Genomic DNA, 18,436 nt, shown 5'->3' with positions numbered 1-18,436 from the left:
GTGACAACCACGGAAGTCCCCAGGACCACGCGGGTCCGTGAAGCCGTCGACCGCCGGTTCGGTTTCCTCGACACGCTCGGCGACCAGATCCTGTTCTTCCTCCGCGCGATCGCGTGGACGCCGCGCGCGCTGCGCCGCTACCTGCGCGAGGTCGTCCGGCTGCTGGCCGAAGTGAGCTTCGGCAGCGGGGCGCTCGCCGTCATCGGCGGCACGATCGGCGTGATGATCGGGATGACCGTCGCCACCGGCACGGTCGTCGGGCTGCAGGGGTACTCCGCGCTCAACCAGGTCGGCACGTCGGCGTTCGCCGGGTTCGTCTCCGCCTACTTCAACACCCGCGAGATCGCGCCGCTCGTGAGTGGCTTGGCCCTGTCCGCCACCGTCGGCTGCGGCTTCACCGCCCAGCTCGGCGCGATGCGCATCTCCGAGGAGATCGACGCGCTGGAGGTCATGGGCATCCCGAGCGTCCCGTACCTGGTGACGACCCGGGTGATCGCCGGGTTCCTCGCCGTCATCCCGCTCTACGCGATCGGCCTGCTCTCGAGCTACCTCGCCTCGCGGCAGATCACCGTCTGGTTCTTCGGCCAGTCCGCGGGCACCTACGACCACTACTTCCTGCTGTTCCTGCCCCCCGGCGACGTGCTCTGGTCGTTCGGGAAGGTGCTCGTGTTCAGCGTCGTCGTGGTCCTGGCCCACTGCTACTACGGCTTCCGCGCGAGCGGCGGCCCGGCCGGTGTCGGGGTCGCCGTGGGCCGCGCGGTGCGCACCGCGATCGTCGCGATCAGCATCATCGACTTCTTCCTGAGCCTGGCCATCTGGGGCGCGACGACCACCGTGCAGGTGGCGGGATGAGACGGGAAACCCGCCGCAAGGCCGGGGTCCGCACCGCCGGGGTGCTGTTCCTGGTGGTGCTGGGCGTGCTCGTGACGCTCTCCATCAAGGTGTACGACAAGGACTTCGTCAGCACGGTCCCGGTGACGCTCAAGGCGAGCCGGATCGGCAACCAGCTCTCGGCGGGCGGCCAGGTCAAGGCCCGCGGGGTGCTCGTCGGCGAGATCCGTGACGTCCGCGCGACACCGGAGGGCGCCGAGATCGCGCTCGCGCTGGAGCCGGACAAGGTGGACATGCTGCCGCGCAACGTCTCCGCGCTGCTCGTGCCCAAGACGCTCTTCGGCGAACGGTACGTCCAGCTGTCCATTCCGGACGGCGTGAAGGACACCCACCTCGTCGCGGGCGACGTCATCAACCAGGACCGGTCGGCGAACGCGATCGAGCTGGAACGGGTCTTCGACAACCTGCTGCCGCTGCTCAAGGCCGTCCAGCCGCAGAAGCTCGCGACGACGCTGACCGCGGTGTCGACGGCGTTGCAGGGCCGCGGCGAACAGATCGGCGAAACCCTTTCCACCGCGGCGGACTACCTGAAGGACTTCACCCCGCAGCTGCCGAACTTCACCCAGGACGTCCGCGACCTCGCCTCGGTTTCCCGGCTGTACGGCGACATCGCGCCCGACCTGCTGGACGCGCTCACCGACTCGGCGGTCACGCTGAACACGGTGCACGACAAGGCGGCCGACCTCGCCACGGTGTACCAGCAGGTGACGAGCTCCGCGGGTGAGGTGGAGAAGTTCTTGAGCCGCAACAAGAACAACATCATCGCCCTCTCGGCCGACAGCCGCGCGGCGCTCGAAGTCGCCGCGGAGTACTCCCCCAGCTTCCCCTGCACCCTCAAGGCGATGGACGCGCTGCGCGAGCCGGTCGACGAGGCGCTGGGCAAAGGCACGAACCAGCCCGGCATGCACGCCCGGATCACCGTCACCCAGGCGCGCGGCAAGTACGTGCCCGGCAAGGACGACCCCATGATCCCGTCGGCCGGCGGTGGCCCGCGCTGCTACCCGAGCGGCGTCTCCCCGACGACCGGCACCGCCGCCGTCGCGCCCGGCGCGCCCCAGCACCCGCTGGTCACCGGCACGCGGGACGACCTCGGCGTCGCGAACTCGCCCCAGGAGCGGGAGCTGCTCGCCACGGTGCTCGCGCCGCAGCTGGGTGTGCCCGCCGGCCAGGTCGCGGACTGGAGCAGCGTGCTCGTCGGCGCGCTCTACCGCGGCACGGAGGTGACGCTCAAGTGAGGAAGTTCGCCGCCCCGCTGGTCAAGAGCCTGATCTTCATCCTGGTCACCACCGCCGCGACCGTGCTGCTCGCGGTCTCCATCGCCAACACCGGCGTCGGCCGGACCGACCTCTACGGCGCGATGTTCACCGACGCGACGTCGTTGAACGTCGGGGACGACGTCCGGATCTCCGGGGTCCGCGTCGGGCAGGTCGAGGAGCTCGAGATCGCCGACCACAGCCTCGCGCACGTCCGGTTCTCCCTCGACGAGGGCCGGCAGCTGCCCGCCGACGTCGGCGCGGTCATCAAGTACCGCAACATGGTCGGCCAGCGCTACGTCGCCCTCGAACGCGGCGCCGGTGGCAAGGGCACCCTCCCGGTCGGCGGCGAGATCCCGCTGGAGCGCACCACCCCGGCGCTCGACCTGACCGACCTCTTCAACGGCTTCAAGCCGCTGTTCCAGGCGCTCTCGCCGACCGACGTCAACCAGCTCTCCGGCGAGATCGTCCAGGTGCTGCAAGGGGAAGGCGGCACGGTCGAGGAGCTGCTCGCGCACACCGGCTCGCTGACCTCGACGCTGGCGAGCCGCGACCAGCTCATCGGCGAGGTGATCACCAACCTCAACCACGTGCTCGGCACGGTGAACAGCAAGGGAACCGCGCTGACGACGTTGATCTCGACCCTGCGGGAGCTGGTCTCGGGCCTGGCCTCGGACCGGACCGTGATCGGCGACGCGATCGGCGGCCTGGCCGACCTGTCGACGGCGACCGCCGGCCTGCTCGGCGACGTGCGGACGCCGTTGAAGGACAGCATCACCGGCCTCGACCGCGTCTCGCAGAACCTCGCGGACGCGAAGACCCTGCCGGGCCTCGAGCAGACCCTGAGCACCCTGCCGGAAAAGCTCAACGGCCTCGGGCGGATCGCCTCCTACGGCTCGTGGATGAACTTCTACCTGTGCAGCGCCACTCTGCAGACCACGCCCCCGCGCGGGACGCCCGTCACGGCGGAGAGGTGCGGCGCGTGAAGTCCTTCAAGGAACGCAACCCGATCGTCCTCGGCGCCGCCGGGAGCCTGGTGCTGGCCGCGCTGCTGACCGTGACGTTCAACTACGACAACCTGCCGATCGTCGGCGGCGGCACCACCTACCGCGCCGAGTTCTCCGAGGCGGCCGGGCTGCAGACCGACGACGAGGTCCGCGTCGCCGGCATCAAGGTCGGCGAGGTCCGCGACGTCGAGCTGGCCGACGACCACGTGCTCGTCACCTTCCGCGTGAAGAACGCCTGGGTCGGCGACCGGACGTCGGCGGAGATCCGGATCAAGACGCTGCTGGGCCGCAAGTTCCTCGCGCTCAAGCCGACCGGCGACGGCGTGCAGGACCCGGACCAGGCGATCCCGCGCAACCGGACGGTCACGCCCTACGACGTCACCGAGGCGTTCAACGGCCTCGCGAACACCGCCGGCCAGATCGACACCACGCAGCTGGCCGACAGCTTCACCGCGATCAGCGACACGTTCCGCAACGCCCCGGCGCACGTCCGCACCGCGCTGGACGGGCTCTCGGCGTTGTCGAAGACGGTGTCCTCCCGCGACGACCAGCTCGCCGAGCTGCTGGCCAACGCCAAGAAGATCACCACCACGCTGGCGGACTCCAACGAGGACTTCGAGCAGCTGCTCTCCGACGGCAACCTGCTGCTGGGCGAGCTCGACCGCCGCCGCCAGGCCATCCACGACCTGCTGACCGGCGCGCAGGCGCTCGCCACGCAGCTGTCCGGGCTGGTCGCGGACAACACCGGCGCGCTGAAGCCGGCGTTGAGCCAGCTGAACACCGTGACCGACCTGCTGACGCGGCAGAACGACAACCTCGCCAAGAGCCTCGCCGCCGCCGGGCCGTACTTCCGGCTGGCGAACAACGCGCTCGGCAACGGCCGCTGGCTCGACTCCTACCTCTGCGGTCTGCTGCCCGAAAACCGCGACCCCTGCGTGCCGCCGAAGCAGTCGGGAGCCCCGAAGTGAACGCGACCCGCACCTCCCGGTTCCTCGCCGTGGCCCTCGTCACGGCGCTGGTCGTCGTGGCCGCGCTGTGGTGGATCTTCTCCGGCACCGGGCTCGACCGCGCGACCGTGCTCTTCTCGCGCGCGGTCGGGGTCTACAGCGGCTCCGACGTCCGGCTGCTCGGCGTCCGGATCGGCCAGGTCGAGTCGGTGACCCCGCGCGGCGAGCAGGTCGAGGTGACGCTGACCTACGACGGCTCCGCGCCGATCGCCGCCGACACCGACGTCGTCGTGATCGCGCCCAGCGTGGTCGCCGACCGGTACGTCCAGTTCTCGAAGCCCGCGCGCGGCGGGCCGCGGCTGGTCGACAACGCCACCATCGGCGTCGACCGCAGCGCGACCCCGGTCGAGCTGGACGAGCTGTACGCCAGCCTGGACTCGCTCACCAAGGCCCTCGGGCCGGACGGCGCGAACAAGAACGGCGCGCTGTCGGACCTGCTGAAGACCGGCGCCCGCAACCTGCAGGGCAACGGGACCGCGTTCAACGACTCGGTCAAGCAGCTCGCCGAGCTGGCCCGGACGCTGGCCGGCAACTCCGGCGACCTGTTCACGACGGTCCGGGAGCTGCAGCAGTTCACCAGCATGCTGGCCGCCAACGACAACCAGGTCGCGCAGGTCAACCAGCAGCTCGCGGCGGTGTCCGGCACGCTGTCGGCCAACCGTGACGAGCTGGCGTCCGCGCTGCGCTCGCTCGGCAGCGCGCTCGGGGACATCCAGGGGTTCATCAAGGACAACCGCGCGCTGATCAAGTCCAATGTGGACAAGCTGGCGGTGACCACGCAGACCCTCGTCGACCAGCGCGCGTCGCTGGCCGAGACCCTGGAGACCGCCCCGCTGGCCGCGACGAACGTGCTCCAGACGGTCGACCCCGCCACCGGCGCGCTGCAGAGCCGCACCGACCTGCTCGACTACCTGCCGCTGCCGGTGACCGGGTCCGTCTACACGAACGAGACGGGCGGGAAATGAGACCACTGCGACGCATCGCCGCCCTCGCCGCCGGCTGCTGCCTGGTGCTGACCGCCTGTTCCGGCGAGTTCAAAGGCGTCTACGACCTGCCGCTGCCCGGCGGCGCGGACGTCGGTGACCACCCGTACCACGTGACCGTCCAGTTCGCCGACGTCCTCGACCTGGTGCCGCAGGCCGCGGTGAAGGTCGGCGACGTCCCGGTCGGGCGCGTGGAGACCATCCGCCTCGGCGCGGACGGCTGGACCGCGGAGGCCGTCGTCGAGGTCAACGGCGACGTCGTGCTGCCCGCCGACGCCGTCGGGCGGCTGCGGCAGTCCAGCCTGCTCGGGGAGAAGTTCGTCGAGCTCGCCGCCCCGGACGGCGCGGCTTCACCTTCACCGCAGACCGCGCGGCTGGCCGACAACGCCGTGATCCCGGTGTCGCGCACCAACCGCAACCCCGAGTTCGAAGAGGTCTTCGGCGCGCTTTCGCTGCTGCTCAACGGCGGCGGCATCGGGCAGCTGCAGACGATCAACCGCGAGCTGTCCAAGGTGATGACCGGCAACGAGACGCAGATCCGCTCGTTCCTCTCCGGGGTCAACACCCTCACCACCGAGCTGGACACGCACCGCCAGGACATCACCGCGGCCCTCGAAGGCGTCAACCGGCTCGCGACCACGCTCGCCGACCGCGACCGGCAGGTGTCCGGCGCGCTGACCGACCTCACGCCGGGCCTGCGCACCCTGACCGACCAGCGCACCCAGCTCGTGGTGATGCTCCAGTCGCTCGACGACCTCTCCGGCGTCGCCACCGACGTCATCCACAAGAGCCGGGCCGACCTGGTGGCCGACCTGACCGCGCTGGCGCCGATCCTGCACCGGCTCGCCGACGCCGGGGCGTCGCTGCCGAAGTCGCTGGAGATCCTGCCGTCCTTCCCGTACACCGACGCGGTCATCCCGGCGATCAAGGGCGACTACCTCAACGTCTACGCGTCGGTGATCCCGGCGTCCGGGGTCCCGCTGCCGCCGCCCGGCGAAGGCGTCCCGCCCGGCCTGCCGACCCTGCCGCTGCCGGCCAGCGGAGTCACGACGTCGGGAGGGCGCTGATGCTGACCACCCGGATCCGCGTCCAGGTCATCGCGTTCGTGGTGATCTCGCTGGTCACGGTCGCGTTCGTCGGCGCGAACTACGCCGGCATCGGCCGGCTCTTCGGCGGCAGCGGCTACACCGTCAAGCTGGAGCTCGCCGAAGGCGGTGGCATCTTCACCAACGGCGAGGTGACCTACCGCGGCGTCGCCGTCGGGCGGATCGGCGAGCTGCGGCTCACGCCGTCCGGGATGGAGGCCGACCTCGTCATCGACGGCTCGGCCCCGCCGATCCCGGCGAACGCCCAGGCCGTGGTGGCGAACCGGTCCGCGGTCGGCGAGCAGTACGTCGACCTGCAGCCGCGGACCGCCGACGGGCCCTACCTGGCCGCCGGCGCGGTCATCCCGCGGGAGAAGACCACGCTGCCGATGCCGGTGCAGCACCTGCTCGGCGACCTCGACTCGCTGACCGCGTCGGTGCCGACCGGCGACCTGCGCACGGTCGTCGACGAGCTCGACAACGCGCTGCGCGGCACCGGCCCGGACCTGCAGGTGCTGCTCGACACCGCGACCTCGTTCACCAAGGACGCGTCGGCCAACCTGCCGCAGACCACGAAGCTGATCGACGACGGCACGACCGTGCTGCGGACGCAGCTGGATTCGGCGGCCGAATGGCGCGCGTTCACCAGCAACGCCAAGCTCTTCGCCGCACAGCTGTCCGATTCGGACGGTGACCTGCGGCGGTTGATCGCCACCGCGCCGCCGGCCGCGACCGAGCTCGGCACCCTGCTGAAGGAGACCGACCCGGGGCTGCCGATCCTGCTGGCGAACCTGCTCACCACGTCGCAGGTGTTCCAGGCCCGCACCGGCCAGCTGGAACAGCTGCTCGTCTCGACGCCGAAGGCGGTCGCGGCGGCGTCGACGGTCTTCGGCGGGCACGAAGGCAACCTCGGCATGGCGCTGACGTTCTACGACCCGGTCCCCTGCCGGGCCGGGTACGAGGGCACGCAGTACCGGCCGAGCACGGACACCTCGCCGCTGCCGTTCAACACCGGCGCGTCGTGCACGCTCGCCAAGGGTGACGAGACGTCGGTGCGCGGCTCGCAGAACACGGCGCACCCGCCAGTGCCGCCCGCGGCGGTGCCCGGCTCGGGATCCCCGCTGACCTTTTCGGCAGGCCGGCCGGTGTCCCCGACCCTCGAGGAGATGCTGTGGCTGGGAAAGTGAAGTGGCCGCTGCGGGCCGCCGTGGCCGCGGTGGTCGTCACCGCCGCGTTCGCGGCCTGGGCGGGGATCGGCTGGTACCGCGCCGCGCACAGCGACACGCTGACCTACGGGACCGCCCGCGACGAGGCGCTGGCCAGTGGCCGTGAGCTGGTCGCGCGGCTGTGCACCCTGGACTACCACCAGCTCGACCAGGGGCTGGCGCAGTGGCTCGACGCGTCGACCGGGCCGCTGCACGACCGGCTGGCCCACACCGACGACACCACCAAGAAGACCCTCACCCAGGACGCGACGGTGTCGACCGGCAAGGTCCTGGACGCCGCGCTGAGCGAGCTGGACGAGCACGCGGGCACCGCGAAGCTGCTTGCGTCAGTGGAGATCACCGCGCTGAAGGAAGGGGTCGCGCCGGCGACCAAGCGCAACCGGTTCGCCGCGGGGCTGACCCGGACCGACGGCGGCTGGAAGCTCAGCGCCCTCGACGAGCTGCCGGTGGGGGCGAGATGAGCACCGACGCGCTGCCGAGCACGGAAGAAGAAGCCGAAGTGACGGCCGAGGAGGTCGTCGAGACGGCGCCGCGGCGCCGTCTGCTGCTGCCGCTGCTGATCGCCGTTTCGGTGCTGCTGGCCGCCGCGGGTGTCGCGTTCACGCTGGCGGCGCGCTCGGCGGCGGACGCCCCGGCCGCGGCCAACCACGCGCTCACCGACGTCGGGGGCACGGCCGACGTCACCTCGGCGGTGACGCTGGCGCTCAACCGGATCTTCTCCTACTCCTACGACAAGACCGAGGTCACCGAACAGGCCGCGCGCGAGGTCCTGCGCGGCGAAGCGCTCACCACCTACGACCGGCTGTTCGCCCAGGTGAAAGAAAAAGCACCGGCCCAGAAACTGGTGCTGACGACACGGGTGACGTCGTCCGCGGTGCAGGAGCTGCGAGACGGGCACGCCCGCCTTCTCGTGTTCCTGGACCAGGCAGCCACCCGCGCCGACAACAATTCCAGCAGTTCCGCGGCCGCGCAGCTTTCGGTGACCGCGGAACGTGAGGGCAATGCTTGGAAGATTACCGGGCTGACGCCCCGCTGACCCCGTTTTCCCCACCGCTGCACAATTCGAAGGAGAGTTGGCATGCCTGTTTTGTCGCGCACTCGGAAGAACGGCCGCAAATGGGCTCGCGCGGCCGCGGTCACGGCGGTCGCCGGCGTCGCGCTGAGCGTCGTCACCGCGGTGCCCGCGTCGGCCGACGTGGTCGAGATCCCGGTGGGCTACACCGTCACCGGCAGCACGGTCGTGAAGAAGACCGGCAGCGCGATGGCGCTCGGCCCCGGCAACCTCGACGGCGCCCTGGTCATCGACGACCAGACCGGCTCGGTCGGCCTGCGGGCGAACCTGAGCCTGCCGCCGTCGCAGGCGAACATCTCGCTGGCGTCGGGCATCTTCCGGATCAAGGCGAAGGTCAAGATCACCCCGACCGGCCCGGCCACGGGCACGATCGCCGACGGCACGCTGACCACGCACGCCCAGGCCAACATGGAGATCTACGACATCTGGGCCGGCGTGGTCGTCCCGGTCATCCCGATCCCGACGGTGCCGGGCAGCTGCAAGGCCAGCAAGCCGCTCGACCTCGACCTGACGGCCAAGGACGTCGACATCTTCGGCCCGAAGATCACCGTCACCGGCACCTACACCATCCCGGACTTCAAGAACTGCTTCATCGCCGACCTGGCACTGGGCGCGCTGGTGTCCGGGCCGGGCAACACGATCTCGCTGGACCTGGCGGCCAAGACCGACGGCTGAGCCGGACACGGAACGAGGGGCGCACCAGCCGGTGCGCCCCTCTTTCCGTGCCTGGTCAGCAGGGTGCGGAGGGATCTTCCTTGAGCGCCACGGTGAAGCGGTCACCGGCGGAGACGGAGAGGAACGGCCCGCAGAGACCCCAGCCGACCGGGTCGCCTTCGGTCACGTCGTTCGACCCCCACGCGACGTAGTCCCCGTTGCTCTTGAGCGCGAAGTTGAAGGTCCACCCCGCCTCGATCGCGACGACGTCCGAGAGTGCCGCTTCGGGCACTTCGGCCTGGTGGTTGTCGTTGCGGCCCCAGGCGATGACCCGGCCGTCCTTCAGGGCGAGACTGTGCTGGTGACCGGCGGAAACGGCGGTGACCCCCGACGTCGCGTCGGCCGGGACGTCGGTCTGGCCGTGGTCGTCGGCGCCCCACGCGAGCACCGCGCCGCCCTTGATCGCCAGGCTGTGGTCACCCCCGGCGGAGATCGCGGTGACCCCCGACGTCGCCGCGGCCGGGACGTCGGTGCGCAGGCCCCAGCTCACCACGCGCCCGCCGGCCTTGAGCGCGAGGTTGTGCATCGCGCTGGTCGAGATGGCGACCACGCCGGACTTCGCCTCGGCCGGCACGTCCGTCTGGCGGTACCAGTCGTTTCCCCAGGCCAGGACGCCACCGTTCTTGAGCGCCAGCTCGTGGCCCCAGCCCGCGGCGATCGCGCTGACCCCGGACAGCGCCGCCTCGGGCACCTCCGTCTGGCCGAAGTTGTTGTCGCCCCACACCAGGACCTGACCGGCCTTGAGCCCCATCGCGTCCATGCCGCCCATGGAGACGACGCTCATCCCCTCGGCCGCCTCCGGGGGCGGGCCCAGGATGTAGTTCGAGAACCCCCATTCCACGACGCCGCCGACACCGGGCGCCTGCGCGGAAGCGGACGCCGCCGACACCACCGGCACCGCCGCCAGAGTCACGGCGAGCAGCACGGTGGCCCGGCGGGGAGTGGTGCGGAAACGGAGGGCCACGGCATCCTCTTTCGCTGAATCGATTCCCGCGGTCGCGGTACGCGCGTGGTATCGATACTAACCCGGACAACCGCCGATCGGGACCCCGCGAAGTATTTGTCACCATCGCACCAAGGTCATCACATCGCTACTCCGGAGTTGACAAGAACCCACCTCGGCAAAGGCCGGTGGAAACCGACCACGTGACATCCTTGTTGCGCAACCGACTGGCGAGTAACCTCATTTATCACAGCCTCTCGCGAGGGTTAGGGCTGGACCAGGGAAAAACCCGGGGGAATTCGCGGTACCCGTTCGGTCCGCGGGGCGCGTGGGCAGCGCCCGCCCGAGACGTCAACTGGATGATCGAAGGAGATTGACAGTCATGACCCGACTCAGGAACCTGTCCCTCAAGGCAGCGACGACCGTGGCCGCCGTCAGCGCGTTCGGCATGGTGCTGACCGGCGTGGCGTCGGCCGCCACCACCTACAACGCGGGCGCCACCTACCGGTGCACGTTCCCCGGCATCCCGCAGCAGGACGTGGGCATCACCGCGTTCCTCACCGGCCCGGACTCGATCGTCCACGGCGGCACCGCCGTGCCGACCGGCGTCGGCGGCACCGCGACGATCTCCGCCGCGGTCCACTCGCTGCTGACCGCCGTGGGCTACGACGGCATCCGCGGCACGGCGACCGTCCCGGTCACCGCCGCGCGCGGCTCGGTCTCCGGACCGGCGAGCGGCCTGAACATCCCGCAGGTCATCTACCCGACCGGTGGACCGATCACGGTGAACATCAGCCAGGTGGCTTCCTCGTCGATCCCCACCTACACCGCTCCGGCGACCGCGGGCAGCGACACGCTGTCGCTCGGCACGCCGATCACCGCGGCGCTGCAGTTCCACAAGGCGTCCAACAACACCTGGTCGAACTACGCCATGACCTGCACCCCCAAGGTGACCAGTCCGGCGCAGAACTTCGCGTTCTCGCCGAACTTCGTCATCACGTGATCGGCTGCGTGTAGCACCACCGTAGGGATGGCCGGGGCCCCGGCCATCCCTACGGCTCGTTTTCCCGCGGCAGGAGACAGGAGCACGGCATGGCCCCACGGCTGACCCGGCGGACGGCGACCCACGGCGCGCTCGCGCTGGTGTGCGCGGTGTCGGTCACCACCGGCGCACTCACCGGGACGGGGTCCGCCGCGCCCGGGGCGCCCGATCCGGACGCCGGGAGGGGCGGCCGCGACGTCACGAAGACGGTCACGGCGTCCTGCCCCTTCGCCGGTCCCGTGGGGCCGCTGAAGCTCGCGGTGAAGACCACCGCGTCCCTGCCCGCTTCGATGACCGTCGGCAAGCCCGCGACGATCACCGAGCTGTCCGTGGCGTTCTCGCTGCCGCGCGCCGCCGCGCAGCAGCTGCTCGGCGCCGCGAGCACTCTCGAGGGTGGGCTGACCTTCCAGCTGCTGCTGGAGCAGGGAAAGGTCAAGGACGCGCTGGCGGTCCCGATGACCATCGCCGCCACCGGGCTGCCCGCCGACGGCGACCTGCCGCTGGTCGCGACCGGGAAGCTGCCCGCGTTTTCGCCGTCCACCGCCGGGATCATGCGGATCCGGCTGACCGCGCCGAAGCTCGCGCTGGGCCCGACGGGCGCGCCGCCGGACCGGCCCGCCGAGCAGGTGGCCTGCACCGCCGACGGCGGCCAGGACCTCGCCCTCGGCTCGATCGCCGTGCTGGCGGCCACCGCGCCGCCGGCCGGGAAACCCGCGCCGGACAAGAAGTCCACCCCGGCACCGCGGCCGAACGGCTCGCAGAAGCACTCGCTGCTGGACGACGAGCCGCCGCCGGACGACAACGTCACGCTGATCCTGCCGTTGCAGCCGAACCAGATCGACAACACCGCGTCGGTCGCCAAGACCGGCGCGAAGATCCACAGCAAACCGGCCGCGCTGGTGAACGGCGTCTGGTTCCGCATCACGACCGCCAACGGGGACCCCATCCGGAGCGAGATCACCGGCGAGGTGGCGTTCGCCCCGGTCACGGTGTCGTACCTGGGCTACGGGTTCCTGCCGATCAGTGCGACCGTCGAATTCCTGCCGGCGGACTACCGCCGCGGCACCATGATCCGCTCGTTCGGCACCCTGTTCGACGGGACCCTGCGCAACCACCTCGACGTGGTCTCCCGGCTGAGCGACGTCAAGGTGAACGGCGTGCCGCTCGACGCCGGCCCGGACTGCGTCTCGAAAACGCCGATGCCGATCGACATGATCGGCGAGTACGACCCGTTCAACGGTGGCCTGATCGGCACCGACCCGGAGAACCCCGACCCGAAGTACCGCGGCTTCACCCTGCCCGAGTTCACGAACTGCGGGGCGGCGGAGAAGCTCAGCTCGCTGTTCACGGGCCAGAACTCCGGACCGGGCAACCAGGCCTCGGCGCGGCTCACGATCATCCAGCTGTGCATGGAAGCGGACCACCGCAACTGCCCGCCAGTGGTCCCGATCCCCGCGGAGGTCTTCCGCGCGAGCCGGTGACCCGATCCGAAGTGGAGGAACCGTGTTCCGTCGTCTCCTGACCCTGGTTCCGGCGGCTGCGGCCGCCCTCGTCGCGGTCGCCGGGCCGGCGGCCGCGCTCACGACGTACAACGCGGGCCCGGTCGGGTACCGCTGCACTTTCCCCGGCATCGCCGCTCAGGCGACTCCGGTCACCGAGACGTTCGCCGGGCCGAGCACGGTCTCGCCCGGCGCGACCTTCACCATCACCGGAATTTCCGGCGGTCTCACGCTGTCCGCCGCCACCCGCTCGCTGCTGGTCGCCGTCGGTTACGACGGCGTCCGCGGCAGCGGCGCGATCCCCGTCACCGCGACCAACGCGACGCCCGCGGGCGGCACCGGCGGCACGGTCCCGGCGACCACCTGGGGCATGCCGGCCGTGATCCCGTTCTCCGGCGCGACCCAGTCGTTCGTCGCGGGTGCGGCCGGGTCGATCACGTTCGGCACCGGATCGCCGGCCACGTTCGCCCTCCAGTTCCACAAGGCGTCGAACAACACGTGGGTGAACTGGTCCATGACCTGCACGCTGAGCGCCGGTCAGGTCGGGACGTTCAGCCCGGCACTGCCGATCCTCTGACCGGTCCGGTCACGAACTCGGCCACCGCGCGCAGCAGCCTTTGCGCCACGGGGTGGTCCACCGCGGCGCACGCCGGCTCGAGCTCGGCGAGCGCCCGCCGTCCGGCCTCGACGGCGGACGGAAGTGCTCGTGGTGGCAGGGAATCCGCGGTCAGGCCCGGGGTCGACAGCAGTTCCGGCAGCGCCGAGATGCGGCCGTCGAGGAGGTCGGCGAGGGTCGCGTCGAGGCGTGTGCGCTCGCCGCGGAGGGCGAGCACGTCCTCGCCGCGGAGGAACGCCCGGCCCAGCGCGGCGCCGTAGTCCCGGAACGGCTCGGCGGACACCCCGGCGAGGGCCGCGCCGATCCGCAGCGGGAACTCGAACAGCGACGCGAAGACCGCTTCGGCGCCGACGCCGGTCGTCACGGCGTCGGCGCGCAACGAGGCCAGCTCGCCGAGCCAGTCCGAAAAGGACCACGCCAGCTCCGGCGCGGTTCCGGCGATCAGCCGTGACGCCTGACCCAGCAGGTAGTCGCCCGCGAGGACGGTCGCCGCGGACTCCCAGTCCACGCCGCGTACCTCGCGAGGAGTGACCGCCGGGCCGAGGAACGCCAGCGCGCCGAGGGTCGCGAGCTCGATGGCCGCTGCCACGGTCGCACCACCTCGGGCGGGTGCGTCGCCTCCGGAGACGAGCGCGGCGAACAACCCGATCGCGGGCCGTAGCCGCACCTCCTCCCGGCCGGCGGCGAACATCCGGGCGAGGAACGGCCATTCACCGCGGACGCAGGACACGGCGACTTCGTCACAGGCGGCGAGGAACGGCAGCAGCGGAGCCCGCACCCCGGACGGCAGGTCGAGACGCTCGACCCCGGCGAGCGCCGAGATCCCCTCGGGCAGCACGACGGCGCGCCGTCCCTTGGCGAAGAACGGCCGCTCACTGCCCGCACCGGCAGCCAGGACACGCCAGGCGAGGTGGTACCGGCGGGCGGCGTGGTGCGCGGTCTCGAAGTACCCGACGAAGGCGGCCGCCAGCAACCGCTCGTACTCGCGCCGGGCGGCGGCCGGGTCGGCCCGCTCGGCCAGAACCGCCTGTGCGGCAAGCTGTCCCGATTGGACGGCGTTGCTCAGCCCCTCGCCGGTGAAGGGGTTGACCAGGCCCGCGGCATCGCCGGCCCGCAGCCCCTGGCGGCTCGCGGCCGATGCCGGGCTGAAGCCGCTGTGCAGCGGGCCTGCCGCGACGGGTCCCTCGGGGCGGCACTTCACCACGCGCGGTTCCAGCTCGGCCAGCGCCGCGACCGCGGCTTCGAGGAGGTCGTCCGCGTCGACGTCGCCGAGCGCGGACGCGCCGATGGTGCACCCGCCGGGGGTGGGAACGAGCCAGGCACAGCGAGGCGTCCCGCGCCGGTCGTCCGCGGGCGGGGCGAGGAGGTGGAGGAGGACGCGCTCGCCGGGCACGGGGCCGGCGAACCGGCGGGCGCAGACGAGACCGGTGCTGTGGGGCGGAGGTTCGCCGAGGTGGGCGGGGCCGCCGGCCAGGATGAGGTGCGGAGCCGCCGGGGGCGCCTCTACGGCACCGGCGCCGTGCGGCGCACGACCCGCGGACCCGCCGATGTCCGAGGCCGCCGAAACCCCAGGCCCGGCGGACTCGGCCACGCCGCCACCGCGCGGCACCTCGTCCGCGGCCTCCGCCACCGTCGTGCGGTACTCGGCCCCGCACCGGACAGCGTGCTCCCGCAGCGTCTTCCGCAGCACCGCACCGTCCACCACGGAATACCCGGCATCCACCACGTCGTGCACCGTCCCGGCGTCGAAGGCGATCGCCACCGGGAGCACCGGCCAGACATCGACGTCCACGCCGAGCGACCGCAGGATCTCTCGCGCCGGGCCGCCGAGCAGCACGTCGTGGCCCGGCGAAGAATCCTCGCGCCCGGACAGCACGACCGGCATGCCGCCGCGTGCGAGCACGGCCGCCGCCACGGCGCCGGCCGGCCCGGCGCCGACCACAACGGCGTGGCTCAAGGACGGCTCGCTTCGAGCATCCCGGCCAGCGCACGCCGCGCGGGCCCGTCCGGCGTACGGGCCAGCGCCGCCTGTGCGCGTCCGAAGTGGACACCCGCCAGGGTGCGCGCCGCGCGGAGGCCGCCGTGGGCGGTCACCTGCTCCCGCACCGTCGTCAGATCGGCACCCGAAAACGACGGCGCGAGCAGGAGGCGGTGCAGCCGGCCCGTCGTGTCGGCGCGCAACGCCGCCAGGGTCGGCGCGCCGAACAGGCCGAGCAGGTGGTCGGTCCCCGCCGGTTTGTCCCCGTCGGTGGCTTCCAGGTCGAGGCAGTCGTCGAGGACCTGGAACGCGATCCCCCACTCCACGCCGAACTCGGCGAGCGCCGCGACGACCGCGCTGTCCACTCCGGACTCCACCGCGCCGAGCAGGCAGCACAGCCGGAACAGCACGCCGGTCTTGCGCCGCACCAGGTCCACGTAGTCCGGAAGGGACAGTCCCGTGTCGAAGCCGCGCTCGACGTCGAGCAGCTCGCCGTGAGCCAGGTCGGCGACCGTGCGGCTCACCGCCGTGGCGACGCCTTCACCGAGGTCCGCGGCTTCGGTCCCGGCCGCCGCGAGGCAGGCCAGGCCGGCGAGCACCGCCAGCTCCGGCCCGGCCGTCCGGTGCGCCGCCGGGCCCCCGCGCCGGACCGCCGCCCGGTCGATCACGTCGTCGTGCACGAGCGAAGCCAGGTGCACCAGCTCGACCACCGCGCCGAGCCGCGCCACCCGTTCGCCGTCGCACCGGCCGTAGCCGGCGCACGCGGTGAGCAGCCGTGACCGCAGCAGCTTGCCGGGCCGGTCGACCAGCCCGCCGACCGTTTCCCGCAGCGACGCGGAAAGCCCACCGGCGAGCCGGGCGAGGTGGTACCGGACCGGGTCCGTGGTGGCCGTCACCGCGCGGAGAACCCGTAGGTGCCGTCGACGTCGAGGCCTGGTATCTCCCGCAGGTTCGTCACGACCTGCTGGTAGACGGCGAGGTCGTTCATGTGCTCCAGCAGCTGGGCGCGGTTCTTGCCGAGCGCCTGCGCGACGACGTCGTCGAAGATCACCCACAGCGCCTGCTTCTCCGGCAGGGTGACCAGCTCCGGCGAGATCCCGGCGAAGACGGCGCGGACGTCGTCCAGGTGCTCCTGCGTCAGCGCGACCGGCGAGCCGGGATCACCGAGCACGGACGTCACCAGTGTCCGGTACTTGTCGTAGAAGCGCCGGGCTTCCGCCTTCTCCTCGGGGCTCGCGGTCACCGCTTCGAGCCGGCTCACCGCGAGGTCGAGGTTCTTGTACACCAGCTGGACGACCAGGTTCCCGACCAGGCTCTCCCCGAGGAACTCGTCACGCGCCCGGTCGGCGAGCGTGTTGTCGCCGGCGAGCGGGAGGTCGTAGAACGCCCCCGCCGCGCCCAGCATCCGGCAGGCGATCGCGGGCATCGGCGTGTAGGTCTTGCCGTTGCCGCCTTCGCAGACGACCGCGCCGGAGTCGCCGACGAGCGAGAACCGCTGCGCGTAGATCAGGTCGGTGAAGCGGTAGCCGTCGACGACCACGGTCGCGGTGGTGTCCAGCACCACGCTGGAGGTGTAGCCCGAGGTGCGGCCGACCTTCTCGATCCGGCGGCCCTCCACGGCGACGGCGGTGGCGCTCGGGGTGAGCAGCTCGACGTCCAGCTGCGCCAGGACGGTGTCGATCTTGGCCATGAACGTGCCGCCGTGCACGCTGGCCAGGAAGGCGAGGCCGATCGCCGGGTGGGTCGCCGAGATCGGCGCCATCAGGTTGCGGGCCACCGTCGAGCTGACGTCGATGCCCGGTTCGATCTGGGCGATGGCGGCGTCGGCGGTGTTCAGGCCGCCCTTGACGAGCGGGATCGACCGCTTGAGTCGGGCGACAGTGTTGGTCTCGGCGGCGCCGCCGTCGAGCGGCGCGGGCTGCACGATCACGGCGCCGGGCGCGGTGGCGCCGAAGTTCGCCAGGACGTGGTTGGCCGAGAGCACGCAGATCGAGCCGTCGGTGCGGTCGCGGACCAGGCAGCCGAGGGTGCCCAGGGTGCCGTCGGCGAGCGACCCGAGGCTGCTGCCCTGCAGCGGCGGCCGGAAGCGTTCGGCGATCGGCGTGGCCGCGGCCGCTTTGGTGGCGCTGGAGAACCGGAGCTCGCCGGTCTCCACGACGTCGACGCCGTGCCCGCCGACGGTGGCGGGCAGCAGCCGCCGCCGGGAAACCAGGGCGGCACGGCGTTTCTTGCGGACCAGCGCGATGACGACCGGCTCGTCGGTGAGCTCACCACCGCGAGTGCGGAAGCCCTTCGCGGCGCCGACCACGTTGGGGTCACTGAGGTGTTCGTCGGCCAGCCGAGCCTTCGCGTCGTCGAGCGCGACTGCTGTCTTCGCGTCCATGAGCACGGTCAACGCACCTCGATCGTCGCGACCGGAGGAACGGGATAGGGGCCGGCCAGGGTGATCGTGCTGGTGAAGGAGCTGCCGGCGCCGCTGTCCTTGAACACGGTGACGGCACCCCTGGCGCCGGGCTCGACCCTGATCGTCATCATCCCGGCGTTGCGGACCGCAGGCAGCTGCGGTGACCCGGTCAAGGTCGCGGTTCCGGTCAGCACCGTCTCGATCGCGACGGCCGGCATCGTGACGCGCGGGAACTCGATCGTCACCGGCACGCGCCCGGAGAGGCCTCGGGCGTCGGTCACCACCACCGCGCCGGTGACCGTCGCGGACACCGAGCTGTATCCGCCGTTGCGGACCATCAGCGGGAAGACACGATCGCTGATCGCCTGCACGATCACCGGGCCGAGGGTCACCGAAGTCCCGTAGCCGACGACAGCCGGGATGCCGGAGATGATCCGCATCCGGAACGGCGGCGGGCTCGCCCCGGGCGCGGTGGCCCGCCAGGTCAGCTCCGGGAACTCGTCGGCGGCCGCGATGCCGATCGGCACGGCCGCGCTCGCGGCGAGCACCGCCGCCCCGCGCAGCGCAGACCGTCTTTTGAAGGCAGGTTCCACCGTGACTCCCCCTCGGAATCGTCCTTTTCGGAGGCTAACCAGAGAATTGGAGAGCAGACAAGGAAAAACTCCCCTTTCATCGGATCACGACAAAAAATCCGGTGGGGCCGAACGGCCGATTGA

Annotated in this window: 18 protein-coding genes; 13 read left to right on the top strand and 5 right to left on the bottom strand. The window is 71.7% G+C overall.

Features of this window, described 5'->3' with window-relative positions; genetic code table 11:
• From ACZ61C_RS26185 to ACZ61C_RS26140, 10 genes are read left to right on the top strand one after another with little or no spacing between them, the layout of a single operon-like run.
• Positions 1-852, top strand: a complete 852-nt coding sequence (locus ACZ61C_RS26185) for an MlaE family ABC transporter permease (protein ID WP_465310459.1) — start codon at positions 1-3, stop codon at positions 850-852.
• Entirely contained in the window at positions 849-2,126 is a 1,278-nt protein-coding gene (locus ACZ61C_RS26180) for an MCE family protein (protein ID WP_465310458.1), read from the top strand. Before ACZ61C_RS26185 ends, ACZ61C_RS26180 begins: the two co-directional genes overlap by 4 nt.
• Positions 2,123-3,130 (top strand): MCE family protein, encoded by a 1,008-nt coding sequence (locus tag ACZ61C_RS26175; protein ID WP_465310457.1) that lies wholly within the window; start codon positions 2,123-2,125, stop codon positions 3,128-3,130. The genes ACZ61C_RS26180 and ACZ61C_RS26175 overlap by 4 nt, the downstream gene beginning before the upstream one ends.
• On the top strand, positions 3,127-4,119 hold the full coding sequence (locus ACZ61C_RS26170) for an MCE family protein (RefSeq protein ID WP_465310456.1): 993 nt from the start codon (positions 3,127-3,129) through the stop codon (positions 4,117-4,119). The genes ACZ61C_RS26175 and ACZ61C_RS26170 overlap by 4 nt, the downstream gene beginning before the upstream one ends.
• Positions 4,116-5,123 carry an MCE family protein gene (locus tag ACZ61C_RS26165; RefSeq protein WP_465310455.1) on the top strand — a complete coding sequence of 336 codons (1,008 nt, stop codon included), beginning with the start codon at positions 4,116-4,118 and terminating at the stop codon, positions 5,121-5,123. Before ACZ61C_RS26170 ends, ACZ61C_RS26165 begins: the two co-directional genes overlap by 4 nt.
• Entirely contained in the window at positions 5,120-6,208 is a 1,089-nt protein-coding gene (locus tag ACZ61C_RS26160) for an MCE family protein (protein ID WP_465310454.1), read from the top strand. Before ACZ61C_RS26165 ends, ACZ61C_RS26160 begins: the two co-directional genes overlap by 4 nt.
• Positions 6,208-7,413 (top strand): MCE family protein, encoded by a 1,206-nt coding sequence (locus ACZ61C_RS26155; RefSeq protein WP_465310453.1) that lies wholly within the window; start codon positions 6,208-6,210, stop codon positions 7,411-7,413. The genes ACZ61C_RS26160 and ACZ61C_RS26155 overlap by 1 nt, the downstream gene beginning before the upstream one ends.
• On the top strand, positions 7,398-7,913 hold the full coding sequence (locus ACZ61C_RS26150; protein WP_465310452.1) for a hypothetical protein: 516 nt from the start codon (positions 7,398-7,400) through the stop codon (positions 7,911-7,913). Before ACZ61C_RS26155 ends, ACZ61C_RS26150 begins: the two co-directional genes overlap by 16 nt.
• The gene (locus tag ACZ61C_RS26145; RefSeq protein ID WP_465310451.1) at positions 7,910-8,488 is read left to right on the top strand and encodes a hypothetical protein; all 579 of its coding nucleotides are present in this window, start codon (positions 7,910-7,912) and stop codon (positions 8,486-8,488) included. Before ACZ61C_RS26150 ends, ACZ61C_RS26145 begins: the two co-directional genes overlap by 4 nt.
• Positions 8,489-8,530: 42 nt before the next feature.
• Positions 8,531-9,199 (top strand): hypothetical protein, encoded by a 669-nt coding sequence (locus ACZ61C_RS26140; RefSeq protein WP_465310450.1) that lies wholly within the window; start codon positions 8,531-8,533, stop codon positions 9,197-9,199.
• Between the two features lie 55 nt (positions 9,200-9,254).
• Here the strand turns inward: ACZ61C_RS26140 and ACZ61C_RS26135 are convergent, their stop codons facing one another.
• Positions 9,255-10,151, bottom strand: coding sequence for an RCC1 domain-containing protein (locus tag ACZ61C_RS26135; protein WP_465310731.1), 897 nt, complete (start codon positions 10,149-10,151; stop codon positions 9,255-9,257).
• Positions 10,152-10,563: 412 nt separating this feature from the next.
• Here ACZ61C_RS26135 and ACZ61C_RS26130 point away from each other — a divergent pair, with 412 nt between their 5' ends.
• The 3 genes from ACZ61C_RS26130 to ACZ61C_RS26120 all read left to right on the top strand — a co-directional run bounded on the left by ACZ61C_RS26130 (position 10,564) and on the right by ACZ61C_RS26120 (position 13,299).
• Entirely contained in the window at positions 10,564-11,184 is a 621-nt protein-coding gene (locus tag ACZ61C_RS26130; protein WP_465310449.1) for a DUF6801 domain-containing protein, read from the top strand.
• Positions 11,185-11,273: 89 nt separating this feature from the next.
• A complete protein-coding gene (locus ACZ61C_RS26125) occupies positions 11,274-12,704 on the top strand; it encodes a DUF6801 domain-containing protein (protein ID WP_465310448.1) in 1,431 nt (476 codons plus the stop codon).
• A 22-nt stretch (positions 12,705-12,726) separates the two neighbouring features.
• Positions 12,727-13,299: a DUF6801 domain-containing protein gene (locus ACZ61C_RS26120; protein ID WP_465310447.1), complete on the top strand. Its 573-nt coding sequence runs from the start codon at positions 12,727-12,729 to the stop codon at positions 13,297-13,299.
• Here ACZ61C_RS26120 and ACZ61C_RS26115 read toward each other — a convergent pair.
• Genes ACZ61C_RS26115 through ACZ61C_RS26100 form a run of 4 tightly spaced genes read right to left on the bottom strand, consistent with a single transcriptional unit; the run spans position 13,274 to position 18,313 of the window.
• Positions 13,274-15,295 (bottom strand): hypothetical protein, encoded by a 2,022-nt coding sequence (locus tag ACZ61C_RS26115; RefSeq protein ID WP_465310446.1) that lies wholly within the window; start codon positions 15,293-15,295, stop codon positions 13,274-13,276. The genes ACZ61C_RS26120 and ACZ61C_RS26115 overlap by 26 nt on opposite strands.
• Entirely contained in the window at positions 15,292-16,212 is a 921-nt protein-coding gene (locus ACZ61C_RS26110) for a polyprenyl synthetase family protein (RefSeq protein WP_465310445.1), read from the bottom strand. The genes ACZ61C_RS26115 and ACZ61C_RS26110 overlap by 4 nt, the downstream gene beginning before the upstream one ends.
• Complete coding sequence (locus ACZ61C_RS26105) at positions 16,209-17,705, bottom strand: hypothetical protein (protein ID WP_465310730.1); 1,497 nt, start codon at positions 17,703-17,705, stop codon at positions 16,209-16,211. The genes ACZ61C_RS26110 and ACZ61C_RS26105 overlap by 4 nt, the downstream gene beginning before the upstream one ends.
• Before the next feature lie 2 nt (positions 17,706-17,707).
• Positions 17,708-18,313 carry a hypothetical protein gene (locus ACZ61C_RS26100; RefSeq protein ID WP_465310444.1) on the bottom strand — a complete coding sequence of 202 codons (606 nt, stop codon included), beginning with the start codon at positions 18,311-18,313 and terminating at the stop codon, positions 17,708-17,710.
• Positions 18,314-18,436: the final 123 nt, after the last annotated feature.

The organism is Amycolatopsis sp. NPDC104587 (assembly GCF_055583645.1).
This window is presented reverse-complemented; position numbering and strand designations above follow the sequence as displayed.

What these genes read in the sequence shown, in the direction of transcription:
- ACZ61C_RS26180 (WP_465310458.1), top strand. Translation starts at nt 849, where the DNA reads ATGAGACGGGAAACCCGCCGCAAGGCCGGGGTCCGCACCGCCGGGGTG.
- ACZ61C_RS26160 (WP_465310454.1), top strand. Translation starts at nt 5,120, where the DNA reads ATGAGACCACTGCGACGCATCGCCGCCCTCGCCGCCGGCTGCTGCCTG.
- ACZ61C_RS26155 (WP_465310453.1), top strand. Translation starts at nt 6,208, where the DNA reads ATGCTGACCACCCGGATCCGCGTCCAGGTCATCGCGTTCGTGGTGATC.
- ACZ61C_RS26145 (WP_465310451.1), top strand. Translation starts at nt 7,910, where the DNA reads ATGAGCACCGACGCGCTGCCGAGCACGGAAGAAGAAGCCGAAGTGACG.
- ACZ61C_RS26140 (WP_465310450.1), top strand. Translation starts at nt 8,531, where the DNA reads ATGCCTGTTTTGTCGCGCACTCGGAAGAACGGCCGCAAATGGGCTCGC.
- ACZ61C_RS26130 (WP_465310449.1), top strand. Translation starts at nt 10,564, where the DNA reads ATGACCCGACTCAGGAACCTGTCCCTCAAGGCAGCGACGACCGTGGCC.
- ACZ61C_RS26125 (WP_465310448.1), top strand. Translation starts at nt 11,274, where the DNA reads ATGGCCCCACGGCTGACCCGGCGGACGGCGACCCACGGCGCGCTCGCG.